The 19,310-nt window shown below is 63.0% G+C and carries 16 protein-coding genes; 11 read left to right on the top strand and 5 right to left on the bottom strand.

The features are described 5' to 3' along the window. Positions 1–417: 417 nt before the first annotated feature. The gene (locus JQ611_RS05565) at positions 418–1,560 is read left to right on the top strand and encodes a GGDEF domain-containing protein (protein WP_212464751.1); all 1,143 of its coding nucleotides are present in this window, start codon (positions 418–420) and stop codon (positions 1,558–1,560) included. A 66-nt stretch (positions 1,561–1,626) separates the two neighbouring features. After that, the gene (locus JQ611_RS05560) at positions 1,627–2,733 is read left to right on the top strand and encodes a DUF2336 domain-containing protein (RefSeq protein WP_212464750.1); all 1,107 of its coding nucleotides are present in this window, start codon (positions 1,627–1,629) and stop codon (positions 2,731–2,733) included. Positions 2,734–2,781: 48 nt separating this feature from the next. Here the strand turns inward: JQ611_RS05560 and JQ611_RS05555 are convergent, their stop codons facing one another. Together JQ611_RS05555 and JQ611_RS05550 are read right to left on the bottom strand one after the other, a co-directional pair. Then, positions 2,782–3,420 (bottom strand): NrsF family protein, encoded by a 639-nt coding sequence (locus JQ611_RS05555; RefSeq protein WP_212265434.1) that lies wholly within the window; start codon positions 3,418–3,420, stop codon positions 2,782–2,784. Between the two features lie 2 nt (positions 3,421–3,422). Continuing rightward, on the bottom strand, positions 3,423–3,968 hold the full coding sequence (locus JQ611_RS05550) for a sigma-70 family RNA polymerase sigma factor (RefSeq protein ID WP_212441150.1): 546 nt from the start codon (positions 3,966–3,968) through the stop codon (positions 3,423–3,425). A 353-nt stretch (positions 3,969–4,321) separates the two neighbouring features. Here JQ611_RS05550 and JQ611_RS05545 point away from each other — a divergent pair, with 353 nt between their 5' ends. Continuing rightward, on the top strand, positions 4,322–4,960 hold the full coding sequence (locus JQ611_RS05545) for a hypothetical protein (RefSeq protein ID WP_249132932.1): 639 nt from the start codon (positions 4,322–4,324) through the stop codon (positions 4,958–4,960). 143 nt (positions 4,961–5,103) lie between these two features. After that, positions 5,104–5,883 carry an enoyl-CoA hydratase gene (locus tag JQ611_RS05540; RefSeq protein ID WP_212441149.1) on the top strand — a complete coding sequence of 260 codons (780 nt, stop codon included), beginning with the start codon at positions 5,104–5,106 and terminating at the stop codon, positions 5,881–5,883. A 162-nt stretch (positions 5,884–6,045) separates the two neighbouring features. On the opposite strand, the gene JQ611_RS05535 is transcribed toward JQ611_RS05540, so the two are convergent. Beyond that, positions 6,046–7,899, bottom strand: coding sequence for an acetyl-CoA hydrolase/transferase C-terminal domain-containing protein (locus tag JQ611_RS05535; protein WP_212464749.1), 1,854 nt, complete (start codon positions 7,897–7,899; stop codon positions 6,046–6,048). A gap of 238 nt (positions 7,900–8,137) precedes the next feature. Here JQ611_RS05535 and JQ611_RS05530 point away from each other — a divergent pair, with 238 nt between their 5' ends. The 5 genes from JQ611_RS05530 to JQ611_RS05510 all read left to right on the top strand — a co-directional run bounded on the left by JQ611_RS05530 (position 8,138) and on the right by JQ611_RS05510 (position 12,548). Next, entirely contained in the window at positions 8,138–9,556 is a 1,419-nt protein-coding gene (locus JQ611_RS05530; protein ID WP_212464748.1) for a TolC family outer membrane protein, read from the top strand. A 136-nt stretch (positions 9,557–9,692) separates the two neighbouring features. Then, positions 9,693–10,664: an alpha/beta fold hydrolase gene (locus JQ611_RS05525; protein ID WP_212464747.1), complete on the top strand. Its 972-nt coding sequence runs from the start codon at positions 9,693–9,695 to the stop codon at positions 10,662–10,664. A 34-nt stretch (positions 10,665–10,698) separates the two neighbouring features. Beyond that, positions 10,699–11,121 (top strand): hypothetical protein, encoded by a 423-nt coding sequence (locus tag JQ611_RS05520; RefSeq protein WP_192737394.1) that lies wholly within the window; start codon positions 10,699–10,701, stop codon positions 11,119–11,121. Next, a complete protein-coding gene (locus tag JQ611_RS05515; RefSeq protein WP_212464746.1) occupies positions 11,114–12,214 on the top strand; it encodes a hypothetical protein in 1,101 nt (366 codons plus the stop codon). The genes JQ611_RS05520 and JQ611_RS05515 overlap by 8 nt, the downstream gene beginning before the upstream one ends. Then, on the top strand, positions 12,204–12,548 hold the full coding sequence (locus JQ611_RS05510) for a hypothetical protein (RefSeq protein WP_212464745.1): 345 nt from the start codon (positions 12,204–12,206) through the stop codon (positions 12,546–12,548). Before JQ611_RS05515 ends, JQ611_RS05510 begins: the two co-directional genes overlap by 11 nt. Positions 12,549–12,688: 140 nt before the next feature. Here JQ611_RS05510 and JQ611_RS05505 read toward each other — a convergent pair whose 3' ends face one another. Then, on the bottom strand, positions 12,689–14,287 hold the full coding sequence (locus tag JQ611_RS05505; RefSeq protein WP_212412584.1) for an FAD-binding protein: 1,599 nt from the start codon (positions 14,285–14,287) through the stop codon (positions 12,689–12,691). 116 nt (positions 14,288–14,403) lie between these two features. On the opposite strand from JQ611_RS05505, the gene JQ611_RS05500 reads away from it, so the two are divergent. Together JQ611_RS05500 and JQ611_RS05495 are read left to right on the top strand one after the other, a co-directional pair. Further along, positions 14,404–14,964 carry a hypothetical protein gene (locus JQ611_RS05500; protein WP_212464744.1) on the top strand — a complete coding sequence of 187 codons (561 nt, stop codon included), beginning with the start codon at positions 14,404–14,406 and terminating at the stop codon, positions 14,962–14,964. Between the two features lie 161 nt (positions 14,965–15,125). After that, positions 15,126–16,091 (top strand): amidohydrolase family protein, encoded by a 966-nt coding sequence (locus JQ611_RS05495; protein WP_212464743.1) that lies wholly within the window; start codon positions 15,126–15,128, stop codon positions 16,089–16,091. Positions 16,092–16,163: 72 nt separating this feature from the next. Here the strand turns inward: JQ611_RS05495 and JQ611_RS05490 are convergent, their stop codons facing one another. Next, positions 16,164–19,286 carry an efflux RND transporter permease subunit gene (locus JQ611_RS05490; RefSeq protein WP_212464742.1) on the bottom strand — a complete coding sequence of 1,041 codons (3,123 nt, stop codon included), beginning with the start codon at positions 19,284–19,286 and terminating at the stop codon, positions 16,164–16,166. Positions 19,287–19,310: the final 24 nt, after the last annotated feature.

The raw sequence follows: 19,310 nt of genomic DNA, 5'->3' as shown, positions 1-19,310 counted from the left end.
TTGCCGTCTCGCAAGGTTGGTCGGGGGGAGATGGCGGAGGGTTCGATTGCCGAGGCAAGATTCTTCACATTACGGCAATGAACCAATTGCATGTGTGATCTACCCCACATAGGCGCATTGGCCGCCAAAGGCGCCGGTGAGAACGAACAAAGCCCCAATTTCGGTATCATAATACGGAGTTACTTTCCTAGAGAGCGCGCGATCCGGTGCGACCATACCAAGGGTTAGTCCACAAGGCAGCATCTGCTTACAGCTTGGGCTGCCACGCAACAGTTCCGGCAGTTCAAATCGGCCGAATTTCCGTTGCGAAACAGGATACTGGCAGGTGTTTTAACGGACCAGATTCGGTTCCAAAAGATACCAAACCTAAAGGCTTTCCCACTTAGATTTTTGCCGAGTTCCATCAACGGCGAGTCCATGGGCACCGCGGCCTCCTCATTCGTGAATCCGGCCGATCTGGACGGCGTCGGTCCTCAGCCGGCGGCGAAGGCGCTTGCCCGGCGCGCCAAGCAGCGCCGCCAGATCCTGATCATGATCGGGGTCAGCTATATCATCGACGCCGGGGTCCTGCTGCTTTATGCGCAGGCCGGCTCGATACCGCCCATGATCGCCCCGGCCTATGCCGCTTCCGGCCTGACGCTGGTGATTTTCAGCCTCATCCTTTCCGAGTTCGGGTTCAACGAGCGCTTCAAGGATCATTATCTGGTCGCCCCGCAGGCGACCATCTGCATGCTGATTGCGCTGGCGTTCACCTATATCGCGCCGGAAGTCGGCGGGATGTTCCTCTGTACCCTGTTCATCGTGTTCAGCTTCAGTTCGCTGCGCTCGATCCCTGCGCAGACCATGATGATCTGGACGGCGATGACGATCGGCCTGGCCGGGCTGTTCCTGTTGACCGACAGACCGATCTCGCTGCCGCATGGCAGCCACCTCGAGCGCTTTGCCACCCTTTTGGTGTTCGTCCTGACCATCGGACGCTGCATGTTCTTAGGCATCTTCTCCAGCTCGCTGAAGCAATCGCTCTATCAGAGCGGGCAGAAACTCAAGGAAGCCTACAAGCGGATCGAGGAGCTTGCCGAACTCGACGAGTTGACGGGATCGTATAACCGCCGCTGCATCATGCGGATGCTGGATGAAGAGATCGCCCGCGCAGGCCGCAATGACGCACCCTGCTCGATTGCATTGATCGATCTCGACTGGTTCAAGCGCATCAACGACGCCTTTGGTCATCCGACCGGCGACGAGGTGCTGCGGACTTTCGCCATCACCATGTTCGCCAACATCCGCGGCATCGACCGCTTCGGCCGCTACGGCGGCGAGGAATTCCTGCTGGTGCTGCCCGGCATGAGCACGGACCAGGCCGTGCGTGCGCTCAACCGGCTGCGCGGGATCATTGCAGAGCTCGACTGGAGCGCATTCTCGCCCGACATGAGGGTGACCATTTCCGGAGGCGTCGCGACGCTGAAGCCGGAGGAAACCCCGGACATATTCCTCGCCCGCGCCGACAGTGCGCTTTACGCAGCCAAGGCACAGGGACGCAACCGCATCGCCAGCGCCTGAACCGACCATTTCAGTGTTCCGGCGACGGAGAATCCGTCGCCGGCTTTTGCTCCAGGATAGAGTCACATGAGTTCGAAGTCCGCTATCGCCCCCATGAACCTGCTCGACGAACTGCAGACCACGCTCGCGCACGGGACGGTCGCCCGCCGGGTCGAGACCTTGCGCCGGGTGACCGACCTCTTCATCAACGGCGCGGTGGATTATTCGGATGAACAGGTCGGCCTGTTCGATGATGTCTTCCAATGCCTGATCGTCCACATCGAAACGTCAGCCAAGACATTGCTGGCCAACCGTCTCGCGCCGATCGACACCGCACCGCCGCTGACGATCCGGGCACTGGCATTCGACGACGTGATCGAGGTCGCCGGGCCCGTGCTGTCGCAATCGGCACGGCTCGACGACAAGACCCTGATCGAGAATGCGCGCAGCAAGAGCCAGGCCCATTTGATGGCGATCTCGACGCGAAAAGTGTTGAGCGGCGCGGTCACCGACGTGCTGGTCCAGCGCGGCAACGATGAGGTGATCCAGAGCACCGTCAACAATCCGGGCGCCGAATTCACCGAGCGCGGCTTCACGCGGCTGGTCGACCGCGCCGAGGGAGACGACAACCTCGCGACCTGCACCGGCCTGCGTCCGACGATTCCGCGACATCTGTATTTGAAGCTGCTGGCCAAGGCGTCCGACGCGGTCCGGCAGCGGCTGGAGGCGGCCAACCCGCAGCTGGCGGCGCAGGTGCCGAACGCGGTCAAGGAGGCGACGCGGCGCGCGCGCTCCGCACCGTCGGCGATCACCAGGAACACCGAGATTGCCCACGCGCTGGTCAAATCGCTTCACCAGGACGGCCGGCTCGACGAATTCCAGGTGGCGTCATTTGCCGAGGCCGGCAAATTCGACGAAGCCAACGCCTCCATCGCAGCGCTGGCCAATGTGCCGGTGGCAATCGCCGAGAACATGATGATCGAAAGCCGCGCCGAAGGCGTGATGATCCTGGCGAAAGTGGCGGGCCTGTCATGGTCTACTGTCCGGGCGATCATCAACATGCGCGACGAGTTGACGGGCGGGGAGCCGACCGACATATCGGCGTGCAAGGATACCTATGAGCGGCTGCGGCCATCGACCGCCCAGCAGGTGCTGCGCTTCCATCGCATGCAGCAAAACGCTCCCGCGAAGTGAGCCACAAAGTTCGCGTCGTCCCGGCTCAAGGCCGGGACGACAAAATAATCAGAACCTGAGCAGTTTCGATCCGGCAAGCGCGCCGATCGCCGTGACCAACGCGGTCGAGAGCGTGTACCAGGTCGCCACGAACAGCGGTGAATCATCGGTGCAATGCGACGCGTAGAGCGTCGCCGCCAACCCCGCCGACAACATTCCGGCGATGGCGCCGGCCAGAGCGGGCCGCGCCGGCGCGCCGTGACGCAGGCCGATCAGCGCGCCTGCCAGGATCGGCAATGACAGCAGCGGGATCGCCGTCATGCACATCCGCGAATTGTTGCCCATCAGCCGCGTCATCATTGGCAGCCGCTGCGGCATCATCATCTCGCCGCCAATGCCTGCGGTCAGAAGCCCGGCCGGGATCAACAGCAGCCAGCCGAAGCCACGCAGCGACGCTTCCGGCCGCGACAGATGCAGGCTGACGGCAATGGCCGCGATCGCCAGTGCCAGCGTCACAGCGAATTTCAGGTCGAAGAACGGATTGCGCATCGCGGTCATCACGTCGGGCCGGATGCCAAGCTCGGTGAAGAACATCAAAAGCGAGACGGGAGCCGCCGCCATCAGCGCCAGCATCAGCGCAAAGCCGACCGGCCGCGCGCGGTGCGCGCTGTCGGCAGCCAGGGTTTTGATGAGCTGATCGGTATCCATTCTCATTGTTCCCGTAACTTCGCCGTCAGGCTGGTCAAGCCCCGATGCAGCGCGACCCGCACCGCGCCCTCGCTCATCGCCAGTTTGGCCGCGGTATCCTTGATCGAAGCACTCTCGACGGCGATCGACTGCAGGACGTCGCGCTGGCGCGCCGGCAGCGACTGCAACTGGGCGGCGACCTCGCCCGCCGACGCCGTCTCAACCGGGGCCTCGCCCGGGAGCACCTCGGCGAAATCGTCGATGTTGACGAACACCCGCCGGCCCCGGCGCCGCAGCGCGTCGATCAGCTTGTTGCGGGCGATCGCAAACAGCCATGGGGCGAACGGGGCGCTGACGTCCCAGGTGTGCCGCTTCAAATGCACCGCCAGCAAAATGTCCTGCACGATGTCCTCGGACTGATCGACCGGTTGCCCTGCACGCGTGAGCCCGCGGCGCGCCGCGGCCCGGAGCACCGGCGTGACGGCCTTGAGCAGGCGATGATACGCCGTACTGTCGCCTGAAATGGCCGACCGCATCAGGCCGGTCCATTCGTCCTCACGTTCGCGCACGCGCGCTCCCACCTTGCAATTCGGTCGCTTTTTCAATTTGTTACGTCAGGGGGCCACGATCACGAAGTCGTGATCGTTACCCTGATGTTTCGCTTCGCGCGGCCTCGTCCGGGAATCGGGACCGCAGGTTCCTTGCCGGCTGGCTCATACCATCGATCGCTCCGGCTCGCACCCGCGCGGCGCCGGCCTGATCAATGGCGTACCGAAGAATACGACGAGCCTATTCGGCTGCTGCAATGCAGCTGCCCGGCTTTTGCCCGGTCTTGCCCGAAGATTCCCTTTTTTTGCCCCGCTGTGGACACGGGGCGGGGTCTCATTTCGGTTCGGGGGCGGGCAAATGGGGAGATTGCCACATGATTGTCAAAGCCAGCGGGCGCTCGGCATTGATATTAGCAACAGGGCTCTTCGTGTGTTTCGCGGGGCCATCGCCGGCGACGGCAGCCAGCACGGACCGCGCGGCCGCCACGTCGAAGTCGGAAAGCGCGACGTCGGGAAAGTCCGTCCGCCAGAGCACACGCCACTGGAAGCGCTACACGCGTCGATCGGGCAAAGTCGCGTCGAAACCTGCCGAGACCAGGAAAGCGGTTGAGGTCGCCGACGCCTCGACCGGCGGCGCGCTCACGATCCCGGCGTCGGTCGCCAACGCCAATGCGCAACTCGCATCCGCCGATGCCTCCCCTGGCAGCGCCCAGGCGATGACGGTAAAGGCCAATATCCTGCTGGCGTCAGCCGACAAGCCGGGGGAAGCGCAGTCCACGACCGATGCCGTGGTCTCATCTGATCAGCTCAACGATGTCGATCGGGCCCTGCAGCAGAACCCGGCCACGCAGACCGTCGCGATGGCCGCGGCCAAAGCCGCCCCCGCGGCGCCGGTTCTGGCTTCCAGCCATGACAGTTCGACCTGGGATCAGACCTCGTTGATCGGAAAAATCTTCATCGCCTTTGGCGCGTTGCTGACCATGGCCTCGGCGGCGCGCATGTTCATGGCGTGAGGTATCGGGCACCGGACGCGCCGAAATGCGTCCGGGCCGCCTCTTCAGCCCACTTGAAGCCCAACCCACTTGAAGCCCAGCCCACTTGAAGCCCTTGCCGCCAGCGGGCACATTGCCCGCCAAATCAGGCACCGGGGTGAACCATGGCTACGTTCGAACACATCATTGTCGAAAGCAAAGGCGCGGTTGGTATTATCACGCTGAACCGCCCGAAAATGCTCAACGCGCTGTCGTTCGGCGTGTTTCGCGAGATCGCCGCCGCCGTCGATGACCTCGAAGCCGACGACGCGATCGGATGCATCCTGGTCACCGGCAGCGAAAAGGCCTTTGCGGCCGGCGCCGACATCAAGGAAATGCAACCAAAAACCTTCATCGACATGTTCTCCAGCGATTTCGCCGCCATCGGTGGCGACCGCATCGCCACTTGCCGCAAGCCGACGATCGCGGCCGTCAGCGGCTATGCGCTCGGCGGCGGCTGCGAACTTGCGATGATGTGCGACATCATCATTGCCTCCGACACCGCCAAATTCGGCCAGCCGGAAATCACGCTCGGCACCATCCCCGGCATCGGCGGGACCCAGCGGCTGACGCGCGCGATCGGCAAATCCAAGGCGATGGATCTTTGTCTCACGGGACGGATGATGGACGCCGCGGAAGCCGAGCGTTCGGGCCTGGTCAGCCGCGTCGTGCCGGCGGACAAATTGATGGACGAAGCACTGGCCGCGGCGGAAAAGATCGCCTCGATGTCGCGCCCGGCCGCCGCGATGGCCAAGGAAGCCATCAACCGGGCGTTCGAGACGCCGCTGTCGGAAGGCATGAATGTCGAGCGCAATCTGTTCCACTCGACGTTTGCGTTGGAAGACCGCTCCGAGGGCATGGCGGCATTCATCGAGAAGCGCAAGCCGGTGAACAAGAACCGGTAAGGCACGCTCTCACGTCGTCCCGGCGAACGCCGGGACCCATAGCCACCGGCGGCTGTTGTTTTGCACGCTGGTCGTTATCTTCCTTTTCCAGCAAAGCTGGCCGCGGCGTATGGGTCCCGGCGCCCGTGCGCAATTGCGCACTAGGCCGGGACGACACCGAGATTATGCAACCCTGCTCCTTGCCAGCGCCGCATTCACCAGCGCGCGATAGGCCCGCTCGACAAATGTCGTCGGGCGGTCGAGGCCTAGCCGAGCCAGGCATTCGAGACGCGCGGTATCGGGCGGCTGCGTCATTCCCTGCCATAACAGACCGGGCAGCCGCAGCGGCCTGCGCTGGGCATCCCGCAGCAATTGCAAGGCCGGGATCAGCCGCTGTTCGGTCTCGGTGAAATCGCTGCCGAACGGGAACGACGGCAGCAGGCCCGCCTCGCGCGCGGGCTTTAACGCTGCCGCAATCGCTTCCGGAAAATTCCGGCGATGCGCGCGCGGAATTTCGAAATCCTTCGGCAGCTTGCCGGCATCCTTGGCGACCTTTGCGAGTTCGCCCTGGAAGCGGGAGTCTGATATCGAAAGCATCGCCGCGATCGTTTCGGCGTCGGATTTTCCTCTGAGATCGGCGACGCCATATTCGGTGACGAAGACGTCCCGCAGATGCCGCGGAATGGTCTGATGGCCGTAGTTCCAGAGGATGTTGGATTGCGCCTTCGCGCCGGTCTGCCGGGTCGACTCCAAAGCCAGGACGGATCGCGCACCCTGCAGCGCGAATGCCTGTGCCACGAAATTATACTGCCCACCAACCCCGCTCACGACCTGACCGTTCTCAAGCCCGTCGGAGATCGCAGCGCCCATCAAGGTCGCCATCATCGCATTGTTGACGAAACGGGCGTCGACGCGCGCGCGGCGTTTTGCATCCTCGTCGCCATAAAGCTGGTTGGTGAACGACACCGGCATCATCTGGATGCGCGCGATCTGTTCCGCCGGCATTTCGCGCAGCGTGCGATAAAACGCTTTCGGACCCAGGAAAAACGCGCCGTGCAGCGTCACGCCATCGACTTCGCGCTTGAGGATGCCGGCGTCGATCAGGCCGAGAAACGCCTCGAACAGCATTTCGCTGACGCCGTACAGCCCCTTCTCGAACGGTCCGGCCTGCGGCACCGCTTGGTCCGGCGCGAGCCGCTTCATGACCGCCTGGAATTGCGCATTGTCGCGGTGACGAACGATCAGGCCCTGCGCCAGCGCGTCGCCGACCTGCCCGATGCCGATCTGTAGCGTGCCGCCATCGGGCACGAGACCCGCGGCACGCAGGCCGATGGCGTATTTGGTGTCGCTGATCGGCTCGGCCGGCGGCGCGAACAGCGGAAAGTCCGTCTCGGGGCTGTCGAGCACCGCACTGAATTCGTCGCCCGCGAGATCGCCGGCGCCGGGCATGAACGGCAGTTCGGAATTGACCTGGCCCACCAGCCTGAACGACGCCCGGCCCTCGGCGCGGGCGCGCAAAATGTCGAGCGTGGTGTCGGTGTTGCAGCTCAGGCTGTAGCGCGCGACGCCACCCTCCACGCGCTTCGCCACCAATTGGGTGACGACATTGAGCCCGCGCGCCAGCAGATAGGACGCGGCATGCGTGTAGTTTGCAGAAATGTAATGCTGCTGCGGATACGGCACGTGCAGCCACTTTCCGGCGAGGAAGAAAAATTCAATCACCTGGATGTTGGGCGGCAGCGCGCCGGCATGCAGCGCGGTGGCGTAGGTCAAATCGGGATAGCCGCCGAACAGCCGGTCGATCACCGGACCGATGAAGCGCTTTTCAAGCAGGCTGCCCGGCTTCGGCTTTTCCAGGGTCAACGCGGAAAACAAGGTCAGGTTGATCGAGCGATCGGCCGCGGCGCGCGCATAGAGCGCATTGATGATGTGGTTGGCCTTGCCGAGCCCAAGCGGCAATCCGACCACGAGGTTGGTTCCGACATCGCGGATGATGTCTTCCGCGATCGCTTCGGGGTCGGAAAACAGTTTCGGCATCAAAATGCGGACCCGGCGTCATGAAACGCCGACCGCCCTGGAATAAGACGCCGGCTGCTCCGAGCTATAACGCATTTGTTACCGAACTTCGTCTGTGACGAACCTGCAACAGCCAAGCGCCGAATTCCTGTGAGGATGTCGCGCGACCGTTTGCCAGTGGCGGCACCGCCCCCTAAACAGGTAGATGTGACGAGGCCGTCGGCGGGGGCGGACGGACCTTGGGTAGTTGCGGGATCAAATGGTTGGGCGTGCCGCTAGAGTTGGCCACGTTGCAAGGCGCGTGCTTCGAACAGGCATTTGCCTTGGTGTCGTGATTTGCGTGGCGTTTGCCGCGGCAGGCGCCCAGGCCGAGAACCTCCCGGACGCGCTGGCCAAGGCCTATCAGACCAATCCGCAGCTCAACGCCGAACGCGCGCGCCAGCGTGCCACCGACGAAGGCGTGCCGCAGGCGCTGGCGGGGTACCGGCCGCAGATCGTCGCCAGCCTCACCGCCGGCCTGCAGGCGGTCCGCAACCTCCTGCCCGACAACACCGTGCAGTCGGCGAACCTGAAACCCTGGACCATCGGGGTGACGGTGACCCAAACGCTGTTCAACGGCTTCAAGACCGCCAACAGCGTCCGCGTCGCGGAACTGCAGGTATCGTCCGGCCGCGAGGCGCTGCGCAATGTCGGCCAGGGCGTGCTGCTCGATGCCGTCACCGTCTACACCAACGTGCTGGCCAATCAGTCGCTGGTGTCAGCGCAGCGTTCCAACGTCGCGTTCCTGCGGGAAACGCTCGGCATCACCCAGAAGCGCCTCAATGCCGGTGACGTGACGCCGACCGACACTGCCCAGGCCGAAGCCCGCCTCAACCGTGGCCTCGCCGACCTCAACGCCGCCGAGGTTGCCTTGGCCATCAGCCAGGCCACCTATACCCAGGTGATCGGCAACGCGCCGACGCAGTTGAACCTCGCCGAAACCGTAGACCGCTATCTGCCCCGCAGCCGCGACGACGCCATCGGTCTCGCCTTCCGGGAGCATCCAGCCGTGATGGCGGCCGCCTTTGACGTCGACGTTGCCTCGACCAGCATTCGCGTCGCCGAAAGCAGCCTGATGCCGACGATCACGATGCAAGGCAGCGTCAGCCGCAGCAAGCAGTCGGATCCCACGCTCGGCACCTTCGGGACCGACCAGGCTTCGGTGGCCGGCCAATTGACGCAACCGATCTACGATGGCGGCATGGCCGCCTCGCAGACCCGGCAGGCCAAGGAAATCTCAGCCCAGAGCCGGCTGGTGCTCGACCAGGTCCGCAACCAGGCGCGCACCGCGGCGGTCGGCGCCTGGGTTGCCAATGAAGGCGCCAAGGTCGCGGTGTCCGCTTCCGAATCCGAAGTGCGGGCTGCAACGGTCGCCTTGCAGGGCGTGCAGCGGGAGGCCGCGGGCGGCCAGCGCACCACCGTCGACGTGCTGAACTCGCAGCAGGATCTGATCCTCGCAAAGGCGCGCTTGATCGGCGCACAACGCGACCGCGTGATCGCCTCCTACACCCTGCTCAGCGCCATCGGCCGGCTCGACGTCAAGACGCTGGGGCTCAACACGCCGGATTATCTGCCTGAAGTGCATTACCATCAGGTGCGCGACGCCTGGCACGGCCTGCGCACGCCGTCGGGGCAATAATTCGCAACTTTGTCGCAGGTGTTAACTGCCCGCTGATCATGTCCGCGATTTTTCATCGCCGGGAATCTGCACTAGCCTAAAATTCGATCTGATTTGACTGCACCCGATTTTGATCGATCCATTTCTGCGAGGCCTCGTGATCTCAAACATACTGCGCTGGTCGGGCAAGACGCTGCTGGCGCTCCTGATATTGATCGTGATCGCGATAACAGCGTTCCGGATGGCGGCATCGATCCGCGAAACCCACACCCGCGCCGAACTGGCGCCGCCATCGGGCCGTCTGGTGCCGACCAGCTCCGGTGGTGTGTTCGTGCAGGAAAAAGGCCCGGCGGATGGAATTCCTGTCGTGCTGTTTCACGGCACGGCGGCGTGGAGCGAACTCTGGCGGCACACGACCGGCGTGCTCGCCGCCGCCGGCTTTCGCGTCATCGCCCTCGACCTGCCGCCGTTTGGGTTTTCGGATCGTCCGGGCAGCTATGCAAGGAAGGATCAGGCTGCACGCATCAACGATGTTCTCGTCAATCTGAAAGCCAAGCCGGCAATTATCGTCGGCCATTCCTTTGGCGCCGGTGCAGCGACCGAACTGGTGATGCGCTATCCGGACCGGGCGCGGGGCCTCGTGCTGGTAGATGCGGCGCTGGGACTGACGGTAGCTCCTTCCGAGGCGCCATGGATCATTCAGCCAAAATGGATTCGCGAAATACTGGTATCACTGACCATCACCAATCCGGTGGCGACGAAGACGCTGCTCGAATCCCTGATCGAGAAAAAGGAACGCGCGCTGCCCGAATTCGTCGCGATCCTGCAGCGGCCGACGACGCAGCGCGACACCACACCTGACATCGCCGACTGGCTATATTACTTCCTCGGCGCCGACCGCGACGCTATCAGTGCCGACCGCCGCGCCTATGCGCGGGTGAAACTCCCGGTCACGATCCTGTGGGGTGACAAGGACAACACTACCCCGGTTGAGCAGGCGCTTGATCTGCGAACGCTGTTGCCGCCGGAAACCACCCTCACCTTGCTGCCCGGACTCGGTCACATTCCGCAAATCGAAGATCCCGCTTTGTTCAACGACGCCCTGCTCAAGGCGCTCGGAAAGCTCTAGACTTACGGACAGATTCGAGAAGGCCGGAGGGATCATGGATATCATCAGATTGTGCGCCTGGGGCTACGCCGCCCTGCTCGGCTTCGTGATCCTGACCGGATACATCCCGGCCTTCATCGACCAGAACGACATGATCTTCGGCCTGTTCCGCCGCACCTGGTATGCCGACGGGCTGCATCTGGTTTCCGCGCTGTGGGCACTCGCGGCAGCGTTGACCTCTCGCCGCGCCTCGGAATTGTTCTTCCAATTGTTCGGCGCGTTCTACTTTGCCGACGGCTTGCTCGGCCTCTTCACCGGCTCGGGCTATCTCGACTTCGGCATCCTGATCAACGGCATCCGCGACCTGCCGCTGATGACGCGGGTGTTCACCAATGCGCCGCATCTCGCCCTCGGCGGTGTCGCGATCCTGATCGGCTATCTGCTGGCGCCGCGCACGCGGACCGCCGTTCATGCTTAAATGGCTACGGCGCATTCTTGTCGTCATCGCGATCCTGATCGCGGTGTCGGTGCTTGGGCCGCTCGCCTATATCGAGGGCACGTGCCGCCCCTCTTCGTCGGCTTCGACGTCACCTGCGCCGTCGGTGACGCTGCCTGCGATCAATGAGCCGCGTTACCAGCGCAAGCAGAACAATACCTTCTTCACCTTTCCCGAATGGTACATCGTTTATTCGTTCGAGGATTTCGGCCGCTTCCTCGATCGGTCCAGCGAAAGCCATTTCAACTATCTCGGACACATTTTCGGATTCTGGCGCAGCTTCTGCACCATCAATCAGGCGGTGCCGTCGACCGGTGAATCGCTCACCGAAGTCAAAACCATGATCTATATTATCGGCGTCAGCTACTCGATCGAATACGCGATCAAGGGATTTTATGAAAACACCATCGGCCGTGTGTTCGAATGGATCCGGGGCGAGGAACGGACCCCGCAAGACCTGTACGCGCGCAAGGTACTGCAGGACTATGCGGCGTTTCTTTATACCGTTCCCTGGTTCAAATTTCCGTTCCGCGAGAAGCTCGATGGCTTGATGGCGATCTCGGCGCGGACCGATAGCCCGCTGCGAACATGGGAGCGGTATTTTGCGCTCGGCACCGAGTACTATCTCAAGGTCGGTTATGCCGCGCTGATCCAGAAAGCGCTCGATGCCGGTGGCGACGACGAGCCGCGCGACATCATGTTCGCGGTCGCGACATTGCCGCCGGCGGTGCTGGCGAAGGAGCCGCGTATCAAACCGATCCGCACGCTGACGCCGCAATGGCAGCTGGTGCAGGCGCCGCGCTACAAGGATTTCACCGAAATCCTGCAGAGCCTGCTGGATCAGGGATATGGCCTCGCCGAGATCGCCGGCAACCGTGAAATCCTGATCACCGTGATCGCGCCCGACGCCGCCAAGCTTGACGTCAAAGGAACCACGGAACTGTTTTCACTGGAGCTTGACGGCAAACCCGGCTTCCGCAGGGCCGGCCTGAAGGCTAGGATCGACCGTCTCGTCGATATCAACCGCGACCTCAAGGCCAGGGGCGTGAGCATCGAGCATTTCTATGATTACTGAAGCGCCATATCATCGCAGGCTGCGGCCACTACGCCGGATCGCGGGCGCTTTCGCGCTCGTGGTGTGCGGCTGGCTTGCGGTTGTGATCGCTTTGACGTTCGGATCGGCGCCGGGCAAGTCGATGGCTATCATCGGCCCGCCGGCGCAGGCGCTGGCCATTATCGCCAAAGCCAACGGACGCGTGCTTGCAGCGAGCGACTATGTCACCTTCGCCCGCTCCGACGATGCCGGCTTCGTCGCCCGCCTCTATGCGGCAGGTGCGCTGTTGGTGCTGGACGCGGAGCAAGCCGGCGGCTGCAGCGGGCTTCCGCCCAAGCGCATCGCGCAGCTGTGATCGACCGAAAGTCGGGAAGTTCGATTCATCTCTCGTCATGCCCGGCCTTGTGCCGGGCATCCACGTCTTTGACGCACCAAGCAAGGAGACGTGGATGGCCGGGACGAGCCCGGCCATGACGGAGATGAGAGCTCGCCACGCTAGGACGCGTACTTCTGATAGAACGTGTTGGTGAACAATTCCGCCGGATCATACTTCCGCTTCGCCGCAAAGAAGTCGTTGATCTGCGGATACGACCGCTGCAACTGATCCTTCGAATAATAGAGCTGGTAGGGCAGGAAAAACCGGCCCTTGTGCGCGATCGTGAGATCGATCAGCTCTTCGGTCGCCTTCTTCATCCGCTTGTTGCCTTCATCATCCGTGGTCTGGTTGATGTAGAGCACCAGCGAGAATGCCGGCTCCGGCGAATAGGTCAGGAAGTTGTCTTCCTGATGCACGATGCGCACCGAGGCATTCAGCAAATTGGTCTTGTTGTCGGTCAGCACCTTGCGCATGCCGTCGACAAAGGAGACGAACTGGCTGCGCGGGATGAAATATTCATGCAGGATGTCGGTGTCGTTGGGCAGCGCGTTGCGCAAATACGGCACGGAATCGTGCATCGGGTCGTTGCGGTTGACGAGACAGGCCTCCGCCGATCCGATCGCCTGCGCCCGCGTCACCGTGCAGGTTTCCATCCGGTGCTCGATGTGCTTCTCGGACAGCCATTTCATCTCCTGGAACAGCGGTCCTTGCTTGGACAGGTTGATCGTAAGCCGCCGCAGCTTGGTGCCCGAGACCTCGCCAAGCGGTTCGCGCTTGAAATCTGATCCGTCGACCTTGGTGTAGGTATAGAGCAGCAATTCCTGCAGGAAGCTGCTCGGCGCGGTTGAGAGGTGGCCGTACATCAGGCCGATATTGGCATCCTTCTCGATCTCCTTGGCGAACAGCCCCGGAAACTCCTTGTAGTCCATGATGCGGCGTCCGGTCTGGTAGACCAGGTTGTCGGCGATATCGAGTTCGGCCTCGACGATCACGCCGAACAGGCCGTAGCCGCCGACCACGAGGTTGAACAACTCCTTGTTCTCGGTTTCCGACACCGTGCGCAGCGTACCGTCCGCCAGCATTACGCGCATCGACTTGATCGATTTGCGGAGCGCGCCGGCCTGATGGTCCATGCCGTGGGCATTGACCGAGATCGAACCGCCGACGCTGAAAATATCGGTCGACTGCATCGCACGCACCGCAAAGCGCGGGTGCAGCAGGTTCTGGATGTCGTGCCAGGTCGCGCCTGGCTGCACGGTGATGGATCGCCGGCTCTCGTTGAGCACGATCTTGTTGAAACCACGCATGTCGAGCACGATGCCGCCCTTGCGGAACGCCTGCCCGCCCATGCTGTGGCGTACGCCGGCGGTCGTGACCGAGAGCTTGTTGTCGCGCGCAAACGTCAGCGTTTTGGTGATGTCGTCAACGCTGCGCACCTCGACCACGCCGTAGATTTCGGTCTTGTTGAGACAGCTGGCATCATTGATGCTGCCGCCGAGCTGCGACCATTTTACGTCTTTCAGCGGTGCAATCGCCTTGATCCGCTCCAGATCGATCTTGGCCTGCTCGCCACCCCCCACCGCCGGCCCGCAATCCTTTTCGCCGCTGGGATCGGCGGCAAGCGCCTGCAGTTTGCGGTAGCCGTAAACGCCAAACAGCACCACGACCACCGCGGCGACGGACGCCCCGGTTTTGAACTTCTGTGAAAATTTTCGCATGCATTGATTCCAGATGATGACTGATAGTCCGGGCGGGCCGATAATTAGTCAAATTGGCGCGGCTTATGGTTCGATGGATTGCCGAGCTTACTGAAACGCTAAGCCTTGATATTGCGATGAAAAGCTGCCGCATACACATCATGGGTGCATCGGGTTCGGGCGTCACCAGCCTCGGCCGAGCTTTGGCCGATTCGCTGGCGATGCCGCATCACGACACCGACGATTATTTCTGGCGACCGACCATTCCGCCCTATCGGGTAATGCGCGAGGCCAGCGAGCGCCTGGAGCTGATGCGCGAGATATTTCTGCCGTGTGCGGATTGGGTGCTGAGCGGATCGCTCAATGGCTGGGGCGACGGGCTGATTTCCGATTTCGATCTGGTGGTCTTCCTCGTCACCCCGCGCGAGGTACGCCTGCAGCGGCTGCGTGCCCGTGAAGCCACGCATTTTGGCACTAATGCCGTGGCTCCTGGCGGATGGCGGCATAAGGCGACCGAAGAATTCATCGAATGGGCTTCCGGCTACGAGGAAGGCAACGTGAGCCGCAATTTGGCGAGGCACCAGGCCTGGCTTGCCGCATTGCCCTGCCCGGTTCTGCGCCTCGACGGATCGCGGCCGTTGCCGGAGCTTGTCGGAGAAGTGCGCCACGCGATTGGCGGCCATATCAATCCCACGTAGCAATCGCCCTTCCCGCAACGCGCGCAGCTCTATAGTCTCGCACACGGCCGCGGCGAACAACGCCCGGCGCACTAAGTAGGAAACGCTATCGAGATCGACCGGCCACGCGCCCCGTCGAGATGCAGACAATCAACAACACGAAACGCACAGGGAGAACGCCAATGCTGACGCGACGCAGTATGATGCTTGCCTCGATCGCCGCCGGAGTGACCATGAACAGCCGAACCGTCCTTGCCAAGGCAGCCCAGCCGGCGACGCCGGTGAATTTCGACATTCCCGCGGGCGCCTGCGATTGCCACACCCATATCCATCCGGACCCTGCGAAATTCCCGTTCTTCGCCGGCCGCGTCTACACGCCGGAACTGGCCTCGCCGGAAGAGATGACCGCCTTGCACAAGGCGATCAGGATGGAACGCGTGGTGATCGTGACACCGAGCATTTACGGGCCCGATAACTCCGCGACCCTGTTCGGCATGGCCGCCCGCGGCGCGACCGCGCGCGGTGTCGCTGTGATCGACGACAAGACATCGGAAGCCGATCTCGACGCCATGGGCAAGGCGGGCATCCGCGGCATCCGGCTCAACCTCGCCACCGGCGGCGTCAATGATCCCACCGTCGGCCGGCCGCGGTTCACCGCCGCCGTCGAACGCATCAAGGCGCGCGGCTGGCATGTGCAGCTGTTCACCAGCCTTGCGATGATTACGGCAATCAAGGATCTGGTCGCGACGTCGCCGGTGCCGGTCGTGTTCGACCATTTCGGCGGCGCGCAGGCCGCCCTTGGTGTCGGCCAGCCCGGCTTTGCCGATCTGGTGGAACTGGTGAAATCAGGCAAGGCCCATGTGAAGATCTCCGGCGCCTACCGCGCCTCGAAGCTGGGGCCTGACTATGCCGATGCCACCCCGCTCGCCCAGGCGCTGATCGCGGCCAATGCCGACCGCATCATCTGGGGCACCGACTGGCCGCATCCGGACTCGGTGACGCCCGCCGGCAAACAAGTTACCGACGTGACGCCGCTGTTCCAGATCGACGACGGACGCCTGCTCAACCAGCTTCCGGTGTGGACGCCGGATGCCGCCGTGCACAAGAAGATCCTGGTCGACAATCCGGCGCGGCTTTACGGGTTCTGAGGTTCTCAAGATCGCCGCCCGCTCCGTGTGCCGGAGCGGGTCGCGGTCCTAATTCCGCAACCACCGCTCCCCTCAGCGCGCCCGGCGCGAGAATACCGAGATCAGCACCGGCAGCGTGATCAGGATGACGATCGGCGCCAGCATCATGCCGGTGACGACCACCACCGCCAGCGGCTTTTGCACCTGCGAACCGATCCCCGCCGACAGCGCCGCCGGCAGCAAGCCGACGCCCGCGACGACGCAGGTCATCAGCACCGGCCGCAATTGCAGTTCGCCAGTGCGGATCACGGCGCGCATCCGCTCATAGCCTTCATCGATCAATTGATTGTACTGCGACAGGATGATGATGCCGTCCATCACGGCGATGCCGAACAGCGCGATGAAGCCGATCGCCGCCGACACGCTGAACGGAATCCCCGAGATCAGCAGCCCGAGCACGCCGCCGAAGATCGCCATCGGAATCACGCTCATCGCCAATAATGTATCGACCATCGAACCGAAATTGAAGAACAGCAGCACCGCGATCAGCGCCAGGCTGATCGGCACCACGATCGAGAGCCGCTTGATGGCGTCCTGCAGATTGCCGAATTCGCCGACCCACTCGACCCGCGATCCCGGCGGCAGTTGGACCCGGCTTGCGACCTTGTCCTGCGCTTCCTGGATCGCGCTCCCGAGATCGCGCTCGCGGACCGAGAACTTGATCGGCAGATAGCGTTCCTGCCCTTCGCGGTAGATATAGGCGGCGCCCGAGATCAAATTGATTGACGCGACCTCGCTGAGCGGGATCTGCGTGATCGCACCGCCCGGTCCGGCGACGCCGATCCGCAAATTGTGGATCGCCTCGGCACTCTTGCGATACTCCGGCGCCAGCCGCACGATGATCGGGAAATGCCGGTCGCTGCCGGGTTCATAGATGTCGCCGGCGGTGTCGCCACCGACCGCGACCTTGATGGTGGCGTTGATATCGCCGGGCGACAGGCCGTAGCGCGCCGCCCGCGCCCGATCGACATCGATCTGGACGGTGGGCTGGCCGAGCGAGGTGAATACCGCGAGATCCGTGACGCCCTGCACGGTGGCGAGAACGGACTTGATCTTGTTGGCGGTGTCGGTCAGCGCCTGCAGATCGTTGCCATACAGCTTGATCGAGTTTTCGCCCTTGACGCCCGAGACCGCCTCCGAGACGTTGTCCTGCAGATATTGCGAGAAGTTGAATTCGACGCCGGGGAATTTTTCCTGCAACTGCGCCAGCAACTGCGCCGTCAGTTCGTCCTTGTCATGGGTGTTGGGCCATTCGCTGGCCGGCTTCAGTGGCGCGAAGAATTCGGCATTGAACAGGCCGGCGGCGTCGGTACCGTCGTCGGGGCGGCCGTGCTGCGACACCACCGATTCCACTTCGGGGCGGCTGCGGATCATCCTCCGCATCTCGTTGACGTAGGTATTGCCTTCCTGCAGCGAGATGGTCGGCGGCAGCGTGGCTCTGATCCACAGATTGCCCTCTTCCAGCTTGGGCAGGAATTCGAGCCCGAGCAGCCGCGCGAACACGATGGTCGTGATCACGAGGACCGCAGCACCGGCCATCACGATTCTGCGGTTCGCGACCGCCCATTTCAGCACCGGCAGATAGAGCCGGTCGAGCTGCCGCATGATCCAGGTTTCGGTGTGCTCCATATGCGAGGGCAGGATGATGGCACTCAGCGCCGGCGTGACGGTGAAGGTCGCCAGCAAGCCGCCGGCCAGCGCGTAGGCATAGGTCCGCGCCATCGGCCCGAAGATGTTGCCTTCGACGCCGCTCAGCGTGAACAGCGGCAGGAAGGCGGCGATGATGATGGCGGCGGCGAAGAAGATCGAGCGCGACACGTCGGCGGAAGCGGAGAGGATGGCGTGGCTCTTCATGCCCATCGTGGTGTCAAAGGAGATCTGGCTGCGCTCGGCCTCCGACAACGCCGTGGTTTGCGACAGCCGGCGGAAGATCGCCTCCACCATGATCACGGTGGCGTCGACGATCAGTCCGAAATCGATCGCGCCGACCGAGAGCAGATTGGCGGATTCGCCGCGCAGCACCAGGATGATGACGGCGAAGAACAGCGCGAACGGGATCGTCGCGCCGACGATCAGCGCGCTTCGGAGGTCGCCGAGGAACAGCCACTGCAGCAGCACGATCAGGATGATCCCGACCACCATGTTGTGCAGCACGGTGTGGGTGGTGATGTCGATCAGGTCCTTGCGGTCATAGATCCGCTCGATCTTGACGCCGGGCGGCAGGATGCTGGAATTGTTGATGGAAGCGACCAGCTGCTCGACGCGGGTGATGGTCGGCGTGCTCTGCTCGCCGCGCCGCATCAGCACGATGCCCTGCACGATGTCGTCGTCCTGGTCGAGGCCGGCAATGCCGAGCCGCGGCTTCTCGCCGATGGTGACATGCGCGATGTCGCTGACCAGCACCGGATTGCCGCCCGATTGCGACACCATGGTGTTGTTGAGGTCGTCGATCGAGCGGATCAGGCCGACGCCGCGCACCACGGCTGATTGCGCGCCGATATTGACGGTGTTGCCGCCGACATTGATGTTGGCATTGCTGACGGCCTGCAGCACCTGCGGCAGCGTCAGGCCGTTGGCGACCAGTCTGTTGAAGTCGACCTGCAGCTCATAGGTCTTGGTCTTGCCGCCCCAGCCGGTGACGTCGATCACACCGGGCACGGCGCGGAAGCGGCGCTGCAACACCCAATCTTGCAGCGTCTTGAGGTCGAGCACGCTGTAGTTCGGCGGCCCTTTCAGCCGGTATCGATAGATTTCGCCGATCGGGCTGAGCGGCGAAATGCCGGGCTGCACGTTGCCCGGCAACGGCGCGAGCTGTGACAGCCGGTTCAATACCTGCTGGAGCGCCTCTTCATAGGTGTAGTCGAAGGAGAACTGCAGTTTGACGTCGGACAGGCCGTACAGCGAGATGGTGCGGATGGTACGCAGGTTCTTGATGCCGGCGACCTGGGTCTCGATCGGGATCGTGATGTAGCGCTCGATCTCCTCCGACGACAGGCCCGGACTTTGCGTCACGATGTCGACCATCGGCGGGGTCGGATCGGGATAGGCCTCGATGTTGAGCTGCTTGAACGCGATCAGGCCGCCGACCATTACCGCGACGAACATGCCGACCATCAAATAGCGGCGGCTGACGGCAAGGGCGACGAGGCGATCCATTCAGATCGAAGCTTTCAGTGAGTA

Source organism: Bradyrhizobium sp. AUGA SZCCT0182, assembly GCF_018130185.1.
Classification (GTDB): Bacteria; Pseudomonadota; Alphaproteobacteria; order Rhizobiales; family Xanthobacteraceae; genus Bradyrhizobium.
The sequence above is the reverse complement of the archived record's forward strand: the minus strand, read 5'-3'. Positions and strand labels throughout refer to the sequence as shown.